Consider the following 14,235-nt stretch of genomic DNA (forward strand, 5'->3'; position numbering starts at 1 on the left):
ATAGGAAACTCGTGTTGCGGGAACGCTTCTGGTTGTGACCGGTCGATGAATTCGACCTCACGCTCGCAGCGGGGGCGCGGTGAGGTCGGTGTTACGGGGTGCTCGGTGCGCGACTGCGCCGGGTTCGAGCTGCGCTGCGCACCCGCGGTCGGCGAGATCCGCGGCAGTTTCGGTGATGCGCGCGGGTTGCAGCTGCGGCGGATCGCTGGAACCGGCGCGGATCGGGTTCACGCTCGGCCCATGCCGATCCGCGCGACTTCCAGTGGTTCTCGTCGGCTGCAGCTGCGGCGGATCGCTGGAACCGGCGCGGATCCGACCGCCCCCTGTCGCAACTGCGCTTGGTCCGGAACCGGCGCGGATCGGGTTCACGCTCGGCCGCTTCCGATCCGCGCGACTTCCAGTGATCCGCGTGGGCTGCAGTCGCGGCGGATCACTGAAACCGGCGCGGATCCGACCGCCCCCTGTCGCTACTGCGCTTGGTCCGGAGTCGGCGCGGATCGGGTCCACGCACAGCCGCTTCCGATCCGCGCGACTTCCAGTGATCCGCGTGGGCTGCAGCTGCGGCGGATCACTGAAACCGGCGCGGATCGGGCCCGGCTACGGGGTGTGGCGGGCGGCGAGCACGTCCTCGAGCACCCGCGGTCGGCACGCGGCGCGCGCGGCGACCAGCAGAACGACGACCGCTCCGATGAGGAAGGCGAAGGACCAGGTCCACGCGCCCGACGCCTCGTGCAGGGCGCCGAACAGCAGCGGACCGGAGCACGCCACCAGGTATCCCACTCCCTGCGTGAACCCGGACAGCGCGGACGAGCCCTTCTCGGTGCGGGTCCGCAGATTGATGAGGGTCAGGGCGAGAGGGAACGTCGTCGGGCCCGCGCCGACCAGCACGACCCACAGGAGCGTCAGGTGCCCCGGCGAGAAGTACAGCCCTGCGAACCCGGCGAGGAAGAACGCCGCACAGGCGACCGCGACGGGAAACGGATTCACCATCCGCGTCGCCAGCCACGGAGCCACCAACGACGCCGCCAATCCGAGCGCGCTGAACACACCGACGGCGACACCACCCGCACTCTCGGACACACCCGACTCGACGAGCAACGACGGCAGCCAGGCGAACAAGGAGTAGGTGATCAGCGACGTCATGCCGAACATGAGCGCCATCCCCCACCCGAGGGACGTCCGCCACGGAGCGACCCGCGGGCCGGCGGGGGCCGGGGACTCCGACTGCGGCGCGGTCACGGGGGTCGCCGTCGTGGTGCGGGACCGTCGGTCGATCACGCCGACCGCGAACCACGGCACGGCCGCCGCGACTGCCGCGAGACCCCAGACGGCGAGGGACGCTCGCCATCCGAGGGCATCGGCGACCGGAACGGCAGTGAGCGACGGGACGATCGTGCCGAACTGCAGGAAGCAGATGTAGACGGTGCTCATCACCGCCACGCGGTCGGAGAAGTACCGCTTCACCAGCGGCGGAATGACGACGTTGCCGACGCCCATGCCCGCCAGCGCCACCGCGGACAGCAGCACCAGGCTCACGGTCCCCGGTGCGTACGAGCGCGCGACAATCCCCACCGCCGTAACCAGCGCCGCCACCAGCGCCGTGCGTTCCAGTCCGAGGCGCACGGCGATCGCGGGTGCTGCGACGCCGAACACCGCGAACATGAGCGTCGGCACCATGCCCAGGACGCCGATGACCCCGGCCCCGAACCCGAGGTCGTCGCCGATGCGCGGGAAGAGCGGAGAGATGGAGGTCACCGCGGACCGCAGGGTGAACGCCGACAGCACGATCGCGGCGAACACGAGGACGCGCCCGCGGATCAGCGGCAGCGGCGCAGGGCGAGATGCGGTGGAGGTGGGCGTCGACACCGAAAAATCATAGGATGACTTCGTTCGTCGGGGCAAAGACCCGTCGTCGCAGACAAGAAAGACAGACCCGCCCCGATCGGAGGAGACAGCGTGCCGCCCGCCCGCCCCAGCCTGATCGACCGGGTCACCGAGCGCCTCCGTCGCGAGATCGAGAACGGTACGTGGCCCGTCGGGACTCGCATCCCCACCGAAACAGACCTGGTCGGCCTCACCGGCGCGGGCCGCAACACGGTGCGAGAAGCGGTGGGAGCCCTCGTCCACGCCGGCATGCTGGACCGTCGTCAGGGATCCGGGACGTACGTCGTCGCCGCCTCCGACGTCCAGGCCACCGTCGGGCGGTTCCTCGCCGCCTCGCGGTCCCGCGACGTGCTCGAGCTCCGACAGGCCCTCGACGTCACCGCCGCCACCCTGGCCGCTCGTCGACGGACCGACGACGACGTCCGGACCCTGTGCGACATCCGTGACCGACGGCAGCGGTCCTGGGACAGTGACCGCGCCGAGGCACTCGCCCTCGACACGGCGCTGCACCGCGCGATCGTCGCGGCCAGCCACAACGCGGTGTACCTCGAGTTCTACGACCTCGCCCTCCCCACCATCGAGGAATCCGTGTCCCGACACGTCGCCGAGACCCGCCGCGGGTTCCACGACGAGCACGGGGCTCTCGTCGACGCCGTGATAGCGGGAGACCCCGACGCCGCCGCCGCGGCCGCACGACAACTCTTCGCCGAGGTGTCGGCCCACTACTCGGACTGAGTTCGCGCCGAGCCCTCGCCCGATCCGCGCCGGTTCCAGCACTCCGCCGCAACTGCAGCCCACGCGGATCACGGAAACCCCAGCGGATCCGGAGCCACCCGAACCACACCCTGTCACCACACCGACCGCCACCGGTTGGCCCGCGTCACGACGGGCCGGACCGCGTAACACGGCTGTCACCTCGGATACGCAAGTGTCACACCGATTCTGCGGTCCGGAAACACCCGCTTCGTACCGTTCTCCTCGCATACAGCGCTGTATACGCCTCTGTACGCGCACACCTGCGCCGACCCGGAAAAGGTCGAGAACTGCTCGTGCGCACCATCATTCGTCACTGCATCGACCCGAGAGGTCCACCCGCCATGGAAGCACGCTCCCGTCGCCACCTTCGCTCTCCGCTCGTCGTCACCCCGGCCCTGATCGCCGTCGTCGGCCTCACGCTCTCCGCGTGCGGTGCCCGCGCCGGAGACACTGCGGAGTCCGGTGCTGCCGGCGCACCGGCATCCTGTGTGGACACCAGCGGAGACACCGTCAAGATCGGATCGCTGAACTCACTGTCGGGAACGATGGCGATCAGCGAAGTGACGGTGCGGGATTCGATCGCGCTCGCGGTCGAACAGATCAACGCGTCCGGAGGTGTGCTCGGCAAGCAGCTGCAGATCGTGGCCGAGGACGGCGCGTCCGAGCCGACGATCTTCGCCGAGAAGGCCGACAAACTCATCAGCAGTGACTGTGTCGCCGCGGTGTTCGGCGGCTGGACGTCCTCCTCCCGCAAGGCGATGCTGCCGGTCTTCGAGGACAACGACGCCCTGCTCTACTACCCCGTCCAGTACGAGGGCCTCGAAGCGTCGAAGAACATCTTCTACACCGGCGCGACAACCAACCAGCAGATCGTGCCCGCGCTCGACTACCTGAAGGAGAAGGGCGTCAAGTCCCTCTACCTGGTGGGCAGCGACTACGTCTTCCCGCAGACCGCCAACCGCGAGATCCGCGCCTACGCCGAGGCCAACGGCATCGAGATCCGCGGCGAGGACTACACCCCGCTGGGCTCCACCGACTTCTCGACCATCGTCAACAAGGTGCGGTCGGCCGACGCCGACGCGGTGTTCAACACCCTGAACGGAGACTCCAACGTCGCGTTCTTCCGCGAGTACACCAACGCCGGCCTCACCGCCGCCGACATGCCCGTGATCTCCGTGTCGATCGCCGAGGAGGAAGTGGCCGGCATCGGCGCCCAGAACATCGCCGGTCAGCTCACCGCCTGGAACTACTACCAGACCGTCGACAGCCCCGAGAACACGGCGTTCGTCGAGGCGTACAAGGCGAAGTTCGGCCAGAACAAGCCCACGTCGGATCCGATGGAAGCCGCGTACACCTCGGTCTACCTGTGGAAGAACACGGTCGAGAAGGCCGGCTCGTTCGCCGTGCCGGACGTCCAGGCCGCGGCCGACGGCGTCTCGTTCGACGCACCGGAGGGCACCGTCGTCGTCGACGGCGACAACCACCACATCTCCAAGACCGCGCGCATCGGCGAGATCCGTCCCGACGGCCTCATCTACACGGTGTGGGAGTCCCCCGCGCCGATCGAGCCCGATCCGTTCCTCGAGTCCTACGACTGGGCCGGCGACCTCAACTGACTGCCCGGCCCGCGTCGCGAGCGGGCCGAGCGGAGGAAGGAGAACACATGGACGTCGTGGTCGGACAACTCTTCACGGGTCTTTCGATCGGATCGATCCTCCTGCTCGCGGCGCTGGGCCTGTCCCTGACCTTCGGTCAGATGGGTGTGGTCAACATGGCGCACGGCGAGTTCATCATGGCGGGGTCCTACACCGCGTACGTGGTGCAACAGGTGACGAGCGCCGGTGGCGCGTCGCTGCTGATCTCGTTGGTGGCCGGGTTCCTCGTCGGTGGGCTCATGGGCGCACTGCTCGAGGTGACGCTCATCCGGCGGATGTACCACCGCCCGCTGGACACCCTGCTGGTCACCTTCGGTGTGGGGTTGATCCTCCAGCAACTCGCCCGCGACATCTTCGGCGCACCGGCCGTCAACGTCGTCGCACCGGACTTCCTCTCGGGCGGTGTGGATGTGCTCGGCGCCGTCGTTCCGAAGACGAGGATCTTCATTCTCGTTCTCGCCGTCGTGGCCGTGTCGGTCCTCGCCCTGGCATTGAAGACGACGCCGATGGGACGACGCATCCGGGCGGTGGTGCAGAACCGCGATCTCGCCGAGACGTCGGGCATCTCCTCGCGACGTACCGACATCTCGACGTTCTTCATCGGGTCGGGACTCGCCGGCGTCGCCGGCGTGGCGCTCACTCTGGTCGGATCGACGAGTTCCACGGTGGGACAAAGCTATCTGATCGACGCGTTCCTCGTCGTGGTGGTCGGCGGGCTGGGCCAGATCAAGGGTGCCGTCATCGCGGCCTTCGCTCTCGGCATCCTCAATTCGTTCGTCGAGTACAGCACCACGGCCTCCGTCGCCAAGGTGGTGGTCTTCGTGCTCATCGTCGCCTTCCTGCAGGCCCGACCGCAGGGCCTCTTCGCCGTCAAGACCAGGAGCCTCGTATGACCGTCTCCACGATCGTGCCGGAAAGGTTCCGCGCCGCAGCGGGTTTCGGTATCGCCGCGATCCTGCTGTTCGCGGTGGCGCCGGCGGTGCTCAGCGATTTCCGGCTGAGCCTGCTGGCGAAGTTCCTCTGCTACGCCCTGGTCGCGGTGGGCATCGGCCTCGCCTGGGGACGCGGCGGGATGCTCACGCTCGGGCAGGGCGTCTTCTTCGGCATCGGCGCCTACATCATGGCCATGCACCTGAAGATGGCCGACGCCACCCTGCGCGGCGACGCCGTGCCGGACTTCATGTCGATCGCCGGCATCCGTGAACTGCCCTCGTACTGGGTGCCGTTCGCCTCCCCCGTGGTCGCCGTGCTCGGCATCCTCGTCCTGCCGGGACTGCTGGCGCTGCTGCTCGGGCTCGGCGTGTTCAAGCGGCGCGTCAAGGGTGCCTACTTCGCCATCCTGTCCCAGGCGCTCGCGGCAGCGTTCGCGATTCTCCTCGTGGGCCAGCAGTCCACCGGAGGATCCAACGGCCTCAACCGTTTCCGGACGTTCTTCGGTTTCACCCTCAGCGATCCGGCCAACCAGCGCATGCTGTTCTTCGTCGCCGCGGCCACCGTGCTCGGCGCGGTGTACGTGGTGCGCGCCCTCATGAACTCGCGCTACGGCGAACTCCTGGTCGCCGTGCGGGACCAGGAGGAACGCGTGCGGTTCCTCGGCTACGACCCGGCGACGATCAAGGTGGTCGCCTACGTCGTTGCCGCGTTCTTCGCGGGTCTGGCGGGTGCCCTCTTCGTGCCCATCGTCGGCATCGTCTCCCCCAACGACGTCGGCGTCGTGCCGTCGATTGCCTTCCTCATCGGCGTCGCGATCGGCGGCCGCACCACCCTGCTCGGCCCGGTCCTCGGGGCGATCGGTGTTGCCTGGGCACAGACCACGCTCTCCGAACAGTTCCCGTCCGGGTGGACGTACGCCCAGGGCCTGCTGTTCGTCGTGGTGGTCGGCTTCTTCCCGGCCGGTGCGGCCGGTCTGTTCGCGCTGCGCCGACAGCGACAGCGCATGGAGCCGGCACCGCCCGCGCCGGGACAGCGGCCCGTCGAGCTCCACACGACCACCGCCCCTGCAGACGACGTCGCGACGAACGCGACCACCCCGACGACGGACAAGGAGCCGGTCCGATGACCCCGGTCCCCACCACCGCGGCACCCTCGGTGGGCCCGACCTACGGCGGCAACGCCGGCATGTCGAGCCAGTACCTCGAAGTCCGCGGTCTCACCGTCGAATTCGACGGTTTCAAGGCCAACACCGACGTCGACCTGACGCTGATGCAGGGCGATCTGCGCTTCCTCATCGGCCCGAACGGCGCAGGCAAGACCACCCTCATCGACGCGATCACCGGCCTGGTGCCCGCCACCGGGTCCGTCACCAAGTCGGGCGTCGAGTTGCTGGGGAAGAAGACTCACCGCATCGCCCGCCTGGGCGTCGGCCGCACGTTCCAGACCGCCAGCATCTTCGAGAACCTCACGGTGCTGCAGAACCTCGACATCGCCGCCGGTGCCGGGCGGCCCTGGCGCACCCTGCTGCGTCGTCGGCGTTCGGTGCCGACGGCCGTCGAGGACGCGCTCGAGACCATCGGTCTCACCGACCGTCGGGACACCCCGGCCGGGTCGCTGGCGCACGGGCAGAAGCAATGGCTCGAGATCGGCATGCTGCTGGTGCAGAACGCCGACGTGCTGTTCCTCGACGAGCCCGTCGCCGGCATGAGCCACGAGGAGCGAGAGGCCACGGGTCAGCTCCTGCGCCGCATCGGCGCCGACCGCACCGTCGTGGTGGTCGAGCACGACATGGAGTTCATGCGCCGCTTCGCGACGTCGGTGATGGTGCTGGCGGGCGGACGGGTCCTCGCCGAGGGCACCGTGGCCGAGGTCCAGGCGAACCCGGAGGTCCAGCGGGTGTACCTGGGCACCACCGCCGCCGTAGGCGGCTCCGCGGACACCGCCGCCGTAGGCGGCTCGGCCGACACCGCCGCCGTCCGCGGCCCCGACGACACCGCCAGTCAGGAGGACGACCATGTTGGAACTCGTTGACGTCCACGCCGGCTACGGCCGCAGCGACGTGGTGCACGGGGTGTCCCTGACCGTTCCGGACGACGCCGTGGTCGCCGTCATGGGGCACAACGGCGCCGGGAAGACCACGCTGCTGCGAGCCGCGGTCGGACTGCTGAAGACGTCGTCGGGACGCGTCGTCCTCGACGGCGAAGACGTGACGTCGATGCGGCCGAGTGCACGGGTCGCCCGCGGACTGGCCTACGTTCCTCAGGGACAACAGTCGTTCGGGCAGCTCACCACGGCCGAGAACCTGCAGGTGGTCGCCGACGGGCGCAAGCGGGGTCGCACCTTGATCGACGAGGCCCTCGACCTGTTCCCGGCCCTGAAGGATCTCCTGTCCCGCCGAGCCGGGCTGCTGTCCGGCGGGCAACGCCAGCAACTCGCGATCGCCCGAGCCCTCATCACCGAGCCCCGAGTGATCGTGCTGGACGAGCCGACGGAGGGCATCCAGCCGTCCGTGGTCGCGGAGATCGAGCGGACCATCGTGGCGTTGTCGCAGCGGGGCGGATTGTCGGTTCTGTTGGTGGAGCAGCACATCGGGTTCGCTCTGGGCGCGGCGCGTACCTACCACGTCCTCGAATCGGGTCGGATCACCGCGACCGGAGCCGGCGGTCTCGGCGCCGAGAGCGACGTGCGTGCGGCGATGGCCATCTGATGACCGGGACGTCCCCTCTGATCGGAACCGGACCGTTGCGCGACCGGGTGTACCTCACGTTGCGTCAGGACCTCATGGCCGGCGCTCTCGATCCCGCGGAGCGTCTCGGCGAGGAACGCCTCGCCGAGCTCTACGGGGTGTCTCGAACACCGGTCCGCGAGGCGCTGGCGCGGCTGCTCTCCGACGGGTTGCTCCGCCGCGACGACCGCGGCCTGCTCCCCTACCGTCCCCGTCTGGCCGAGATCGCCGACCTCTACGAGCTGCGGATCACCCTGGAGCTCAGGGGAATCGACCGCGTGACCGGCGACGAGGACAGCGTGCCGCGGCACGACCGCGCCGCGCTGGCGGAGATCGTCGAGTCGTGGCGTCGCCTGCGGCACGACCCGCCGGATCCCGACGCGGGGTTCGTCACGCGGGACGAGGAGTTCCACGTGGGGATCCTGCTCGCGTCCGGGAATGCGGCGCTTGCCGACGCCCTCCGCACCGTCAACGCGCGCATCCGTCCCGTGCGCATGTTCGACTACCTGACCCCCGATCGCATGCGGGCCACCGTCGACGAGCACGTGCTCATCGGCGAACAACTGCTCGACGGCGCACTCTCCGACGCCCGGACCACGTTGCTCGACCACATAGACCAGTCCCGCGCCGTCGTCGTCGACCGCGCCACGACCGCCTTGTCGATGGCCCACCTCGTCCACGCCGTGCGGCACTGACCGATCCGACCCGACCGACCCCGACCGACCCCGCCCGCCCCAGAACAGGACCGACTCATGACCGAACTGCTCGGCCGGACAACCGCCGGCCCCTCGACCGACGCGGCCACCGCCGCGGCGGCGAGCCTGTCCTTCGACACGCTGCTCGTCGCCAATCGCGGCGAGATCGCCTGCCGCATCGTCCGCGGTGCGCGGGAGCTGGGGTTGCGGACCGTCGCGGTGTACAGCGACGCCGATCGTGACGCCCGGCACGTCCGCATGGCCGACGAGGCGGTACGCCTGGGCGAGGCCCCGGCCGCGCAGTCGTATCTGCGGGCCGACGCCGTGGTCGACGCCGCGCTCGCCACGGGCGCCGGGGCAGTGCATCCGGGCTACGGATTCCTCTCCGAGAACGTCGACTTCGCGACGGCGGTCGAGGCGGCGGGACTTCTCTTCGTCGGCCCCGCACCGGACCATCTCCGGGTGTTCGGCGACAAGCACACGGCGCGCCGTGCGGCCGCCGAGGCGGGCGTCCCGTTGGTCGCGGGCAGCGGCCTGCTGGCCGGTCCCGACGACGCGGTGGCGGCCGCGGCTGCGATCGAGTACCCCGTCATTCTCAAGGCCGTGGGCGGCGGAGGCGGCATCGGAATGCAGGCGTGCCGAAGTCCCGAGGAGCTGGTCGCCGCCTACGATCGCGTGATCCGTCTGGCGGAGAACAACTTCGGCTCGTCCGGGGTGTTCCTCGAGCGCTTCGTCGAACGCGCCCGCCACCTCGAGGTGCAGGTGTTCGGCGACGGTGAGGGCCGGGTGGTCAGTCTCGGCACCCGCGACTGCTCCCTGCAGCGGCGCAATCAGAAGGTGATCGAGGAGGCCCCCGCTCCGGCGTTGCCCGAGGCCGTCGCCGAGCAGGTGCTCGCGTCGGCGCGGGCCCTGACGGCCGCGCAGCGGTACCGCTCCGCCGGCACGGTCGAGTTCGTCTACGACGTCGACCGCGAGGAGGCGTCCTTCCTCGAGGTGAACACGCGGCTGCAGGTGGAGCACCCCGTCACCGAGGCGGTCACCGGGGTGGATCTGGTGGGGTGGATGCTGCGGCTCGCCGGCGGCGACCGCTCCATGCTGACGGACGTCCCCGACTCCGGCCCCGCGATCACCGGACACGCCGTCGAGGCCCGCGTCTACGCCGAGGATCCGGGCCGAGACTACCGACCCAGCGCCGGATTGCTCACCGACGTGGCGTTTCCGGACGACGCGCGCATCGACACCCACGTCGAGACCGGCACCACCGTCAGCTCCTACTACGACCCCATGCTCGCCAAGGTGATCGTGCACCGACACGATCGCACCGATGCGCTCCACGCACTGCACGACGCTCTGACCCGGTCCCGGCTGCACGGGGTGTCCACCAACCTCGGCCAGTTGCGGATCGCGGCGGTGGCCGAGCCGGTCGTGCAGGCCGTGCACACCACGGGCACGCTCGCCGACCTCCCGACAGACGGCCCTCGGATCGACGTCGAGCGCGCCGGCGTCTCCACCACCGTCCAGGACGTTCGGGGACGGACCGGTCTCTGGAACGTCGGCATCCCCCCGTCCGGAGCGTACGACGACCTCTCGCTCACGCTGGCGAACCGACTCGTCGGCAACGACGATCTCCCGGCCCTCGAATGCACCCTCACCGGGCCGCGTCTGCGGTTCTCGCACCCGACCGTCGTCGCCGTCACCGGAGCCGACGCACCGGTGACCCTCGACGGCGAACCCGTGCCGATGTGGGAGGCCGTCACCGTGCCCGCCGGCGGCGTGCTCGACCTCGGCGCACCCGCGGACACCGGACTGCGGACGTATCTCGCCGTGCGCGGCGGGTTCGACGCGCCGGACTACCACGGCAGCGCGGCGACGTTCACGCTCGGCGGTTTCGGCGGCGTCACCGGCCGCGCGCTCGTGACCGGCGACGTGCTGCGTCCGGCCGGTACCGACGTCGGTGTCTCCGATCCGGCGCCCGTGGATCCGGCCGACCGACCCGAGTTCACCCACCACTGGCACCTCGCGGTCGGGGAAGGCCCGCACCCCGCTCCCGACTACTTCACCCGCGCCGATCTCGATCTGTTCTACGAGTCGGTGTGGACCGTCTCGGCGCATGCCAACCGGACGGGCATCCGGCTCGAGGGTCCGAAGCCGGAGTTCGCGCGCACGGACGGCGGCGACGCCGGACTGCACCCGTCGAACCTCCACGACTGCCCGTACAGCGTCGGCGCACTCAACGTCTCCGGCGACACCCCGATCCTGCTGGGTCCGGACGGGCCGAGCCTCGGCGGCTTCGCCTGCCCGCTCACGGTGGTCACCGCACATCGCTGGAAGCTGGGCCAGATACGGCCGGGCGACACGGTGCGCTTCGTCCCCGTCTCCGACGCAGGCGCCGACGCCCTGCGGTCCGATGCCGCACGCGCACAGGACCGTCCGACACCCGCGCTGCTCGGTCGCCGCGAAGACGACGACGGTGTTCTCGGCCGTCGCGACGCCGGCGACGGCCGGCCGGAAGTCCGCTACCTGCGCGGCGGGGACGACAACGTCCTGGTCGAATACGGACCGATGGAACTCGATCTCGGGCTGCGGATCCGGGTGCACGCGTTGGCCGCGGCGCTGGCCGAGCGGGCGCCCGCCGGCTTGCTCGACGCGACACCCGGCGTGCGATCGTTGCACCTGCACGTGGATCCGGACCGACTGCCGATCCGCACCGTGGTGGGACTGCTCGCCGAGATCGAGGAGGACCTCCCGCCGACGGCGGACATCGTCGTCCCCAGCCGCCGCATCACCCTGCCTCTGTCCTTCGACGATCCCTCGATCCTCGAGGCCATCGATCGTTACCGCGGCGGCGTCCGCCCGACGGCGCCGTGGCTCCCGTCGAACACCGAATTCGTCCGGCGCATCAACGGTCTCGACTCCGTCGACGACGTCCGACGCATAGTCTTCGACGCGGAGTACCTGGTGCTCGGACTCGGCGACGTGTATCTCGGTGCGCCCCTGGCCGTTCCGCTGGACCCACGACACCGCCTGGTCACCACCAAGTACAACCCGGCGCGGACGTGGACGCCGTCCGACGCCGTGGGCATCGGCGGCAAGTACCTCTGCGTCTACGGCATGGAGTCGCCGGGGGGCTACCAGCTGATCGGACGCACGGTGCCGATCTGGTCCGGTCACACCCAGCGAGCGCCGTTCGAACCCGGGGTGCCGTGGTTGTTCCGCTGGTTCGACCGCATCTCGTGGACACCGGTCACCCCCGACGAACTCACCGAGGCCCGCGCCGACGCTCGCGCCGGGCGATTCGACCCGGCGATCGAGCACGGCGACTTCTCCCTCGCCGAGCACCGCGGCTTCCTGGCCGAGCACGCCGAGTCCATCGCCGAGTTCGACAGCCGTCAACGCGCAGCCTTCGAGCGGGAGAAACAGACCTGGCGCGAATCCGGCGAGTTCGACGCCCGGCAGACCGACGTGGACCCTGCCGTCGCGTCCGGCGCGCTCGACCTCGACGTCCCCGCGGGGGGCACGGTCGTCGAGGCCCCGATGGTCGCCAGCGTGTGGCGCGTCGACGTCTCCGCCGGCGACGTCCTCGCGGCCGGCGACACCGCGGTGGTGCTCGAGGCGATGAAACTCGAACTGCCGGTGACCGTTTCGGACGCCGTGCGCGTCGTCGCCGTCACCGTCGCCCCCGGCGACCGCGTCGAACCCGGCAGTCCGCTACTGATCACCGTCCCCCTCCGGACCGAAGAACCCACCCCCGCAACCGAAGGGAACACCCTCGCATGAGCGTCGTCGCCGACCGCATCGATCCCACGCTGCCCCCGTCGCAGCGCGTGGCCCTGGCATACAAGCGCCTCGGCGAGGAGGACCGGCCGGAGGTGTGGATCGACCTGCGACCGGAGGGTGAGGTCCTGGACGACGCGCACGCCGTCGAGCAGCGCCTGGCCGACGGTGCCGACCTCCCTCTCGCCGGCCTGCTCGTCGCCGTCAAGGGCAACATCGACGTCGTCGGACTCCCGACCACCGCGGCCTGCCCGGAATTCGGCGTCGTCGCCGAGAAGTCGGCCACGGCCGTCCGACGGCTCGTCGACGCGGGCGCGCTGGTGCTGGGCACGACCAATCTCGATCAGTTCGCGACGGGCCTGGTCGGCACCCGCAGCCCGCACGGCGCGGTGCGCTGCGCGTGGGATCCCGAGCGGGTGTCCGGCGGGTCGAGCGCCGGATCGGCGGTGGCCGTGGCCCTCGGCGTGGTCGACGTCGCGCTCGGCACCGACACCGCCGGATCCGGTCGGGTGCCGGCCGCACTGCACGACCTGGTCGGCATCAAGGCCACCCTGGGTCTCGTCCCTACCGCGGGCGTCGTGCCGGCCTGCGTGGACTACGACGCGGTCACCGTGTTCGCTGCCGACCTCGCCACTGCGGCCGCCGCGATGCGCACGATGATCGGGCCGGACGACGAGGACCCGCGAAGCCGGTCGTGGCCCGCGGCCGTTCGCCTGGCCGCCGCGCCCCGGCCGCGCGTCGCGGTGCCGCGGGCGGACGATCTCACCGCATTGTCGCCGGAGTTCGCCGCCGCGTTCGCCGCGACCGTCGACGGGCTGGCCGACCGTGGGATCGACACCGTCACGGTGGACGTCTCCGCCCTGCTCGACGCGGCCACGCTGCTCTACGACGGAGCCATGGTGGCGCAGCGGTACGCGGCGGTGGGAGCGTTCCTCGAGACGGCGCCGGCGAGCACGGACCCGACGGTCGCCGCCATCGTGCGGGGCGCGAAGGCACCTGCCGCGCACGAGTACGTCGCCGACCTCGACCGCCTGACCCGGGTCCGGGCCCTCGCGGTGCGGATGCTCGCGGACGTGGACGCGCTGCTGCTGCCCACCACCACCGAGCACCCGACCATCGCGGCGGTGCAGGCCGAGCCCGTGGCGATCAACCGTCGGATGGGGACGTTCACGAATTTCTGCAACCTGCTCGACCTGGCCGCCGTGGCCGTGCCGGGCGTCGCGACCGCCGCGGGCGACCCGTTCGGCGTCATGCTCGTCACCGACCGCTTCGACGATCAGGTCGCGGTGGACGTCGCGGCGCGTCTGGTCGGTGAGCCGAGTCCCGACCTCGGCGCGGACGGCGTGGACGTCCTGGTGGTGGGCGCCCATCTCGCAGGGTTTCCGGCGCACGGCCAGCTCGTCGAGCGCCGGGCGCGGTTCCTGGGCGAGGTGCGAACGTCCACGGCCTACCGGCTCCGGGACCTGCACACCGAGCCGCCCAAGCCGGGACTGGTCCGGGTGGGCGACGGCGGCGCCGAGATCGCGGGCGAGCTCTACCGCCTTGCCCCGGCGCACCTCGGCACGTTCCTGGCGGCGCTGCCCTCGCCCATGGGACTGGGCCCGGTGGAACTGTCCGACGGGCGGTGGGTGACGGGTTTCACCTGCAGCCAGGAGGCCGCCGACGCCGGAACGGACATCACCGAGTACGGCGGGTGGCGGGCGTATCGGGCACGCTGACGGCGGCGGCCGTCTCGTCGGTACTGACGGCGGCGGCCGTCTCGTCGGTACTGACGGCGGCGGCCGTCTCGTCGGTGCCGACGGCGCCGCCCGGC

General features: G+C 70.7%; 10 protein-coding genes. 9 read left to right on the forward strand and 1 reads right to left on the reverse strand.

Annotated elements, in window-relative coordinates; all coding sequences use genetic code 11:
- Nucleotides 1-597 precede the first annotated feature (597 nt).
- On the reverse strand, nucleotides 598-1,866 hold the full coding sequence (locus tag A3Q40_RS09760) for a CynX/NimT family MFS transporter (protein ID WP_068101862.1): 1,269 nt from the start codon (nucleotides 1,864-1,866) through the stop codon (nucleotides 598-600).
- A 90-nt stretch (nucleotides 1,867-1,956) separates the two neighbouring features.
- Between A3Q40_RS09760 and A3Q40_RS09765 the strand changes: the two genes are divergently transcribed.
- From A3Q40_RS09765 to atzF, 9 genes are all read left to right on the forward strand, one after another.
- On the forward strand, nucleotides 1,957-2,619 hold the full coding sequence (locus A3Q40_RS09765; protein ID WP_068101864.1) for a FadR/GntR family transcriptional regulator: 663 nt from the start codon (nucleotides 1,957-1,959) through the stop codon (nucleotides 2,617-2,619).
- 362 nt (nucleotides 2,620-2,981) lie between these two features.
- Complete coding sequence (gene urtA, locus A3Q40_RS09770) at nucleotides 2,982-4,256, forward strand: urea ABC transporter substrate-binding protein (RefSeq protein ID WP_068101865.1); 1,275 nt, start codon at nucleotides 2,982-2,984, stop codon at nucleotides 4,254-4,256.
- Nucleotides 4,257-4,303: 47 nt separating this feature from the next.
- Nucleotides 4,304-5,188, forward strand: coding sequence for an urea ABC transporter permease subunit UrtB (gene urtB, locus A3Q40_RS09775; protein WP_068101867.1), 885 nt, complete (start codon nucleotides 4,304-4,306; stop codon nucleotides 5,186-5,188).
- A complete protein-coding gene (gene urtC, locus A3Q40_RS09780; protein ID WP_082833851.1) occupies nucleotides 5,185-6,354 on the forward strand; it encodes an urea ABC transporter permease subunit UrtC in 1,170 nt (389 codons plus the stop codon). The genes urtB and urtC overlap by 4 nt, the downstream gene beginning before the upstream one ends.
- Entirely contained in the window at nucleotides 6,351-7,259 is a 909-nt protein-coding gene (gene urtD / locus A3Q40_RS09785; protein ID WP_082833852.1) for an urea ABC transporter ATP-binding protein UrtD, read from the forward strand. Before urtC ends, urtD begins: the two co-directional genes overlap by 4 nt.
- Nucleotides 7,243-7,935, forward strand: coding sequence for an urea ABC transporter ATP-binding subunit UrtE (urtE, locus tag A3Q40_RS09790; protein ID WP_068101869.1), 693 nt, complete (start codon nucleotides 7,243-7,245; stop codon nucleotides 7,933-7,935). The genes urtD and urtE overlap by 17 nt, the downstream gene beginning before the upstream one ends.
- On the forward strand, nucleotides 7,935-8,648 hold the full coding sequence (locus A3Q40_RS09795) for a GntR family transcriptional regulator (RefSeq protein ID WP_068101871.1): 714 nt from the start codon (nucleotides 7,935-7,937) through the stop codon (nucleotides 8,646-8,648). The genes urtE and A3Q40_RS09795 overlap by 1 nt, the downstream gene beginning before the upstream one ends.
- A 57-nt stretch (nucleotides 8,649-8,705) precedes the next feature.
- Complete coding sequence (gene uca / locus A3Q40_RS09800) at nucleotides 8,706-12,425, forward strand: urea carboxylase (RefSeq protein ID WP_082833853.1); 3,720 nt, start codon at nucleotides 8,706-8,708, stop codon at nucleotides 12,423-12,425.
- Nucleotides 12,422-14,140 (forward strand): allophanate hydrolase, encoded by a 1,719-nt coding sequence (atzF, locus tag A3Q40_RS09805; protein ID WP_068101873.1) that lies wholly within the window; start codon nucleotides 12,422-12,424, stop codon nucleotides 14,138-14,140. The genes uca and atzF overlap by 4 nt, the downstream gene beginning before the upstream one ends.
- The last annotated feature ends 95 nt before the right edge of the window (nucleotides 14,141-14,235 follow it).

It is taken from the genome of Rhodococcus sp. PBTS 1 (genome assembly GCF_001620025.1).
In the GTDB taxonomy this organism is placed as follows: Bacteria; Actinomycetota; Actinomycetes; order Mycobacteriales; family Mycobacteriaceae; genus Rhodococcoides; species Rhodococcoides kroppenstedtii.

Coding starts and splice junctions, on each gene's coding strand:
- urtA (WP_068101865.1), top strand. CDS start 2,982: ATGGAAGCACGCTCCCGTCGCCACCTTCGCTCTCCGCTCGTCGTCACC.
- urtB (WP_068101867.1), top strand. CDS start 4,304: ATGGACGTCGTGGTCGGACAACTCTTCACGGGTCTTTCGATCGGATCG.
- urtC (WP_082833851.1), top strand. CDS start 5,185: ATGACCGTCTCCACGATCGTGCCGGAAAGGTTCCGCGCCGCAGCGGGT.
- urtD (WP_082833852.1), top strand. CDS start 6,351: ATGACCCCGGTCCCCACCACCGCGGCACCCTCGGTGGGCCCGACCTAC.
- urtE (WP_068101869.1), top strand. CDS start 7,243: ATGTTGGAACTCGTTGACGTCCACGCCGGCTACGGCCGCAGCGACGTG.
- A3Q40_RS09795 (WP_068101871.1), top strand. CDS start 7,935: ATGACCGGGACGTCCCCTCTGATCGGAACCGGACCGTTGCGCGACCGG.
- uca (WP_082833853.1), top strand. CDS start 8,706: ATGACCGAACTGCTCGGCCGGACAACCGCCGGCCCCTCGACCGACGCG.
- atzF (WP_068101873.1), top strand. CDS start 12,422: ATGAGCGTCGTCGCCGACCGCATCGATCCCACGCTGCCCCCGTCGCAG.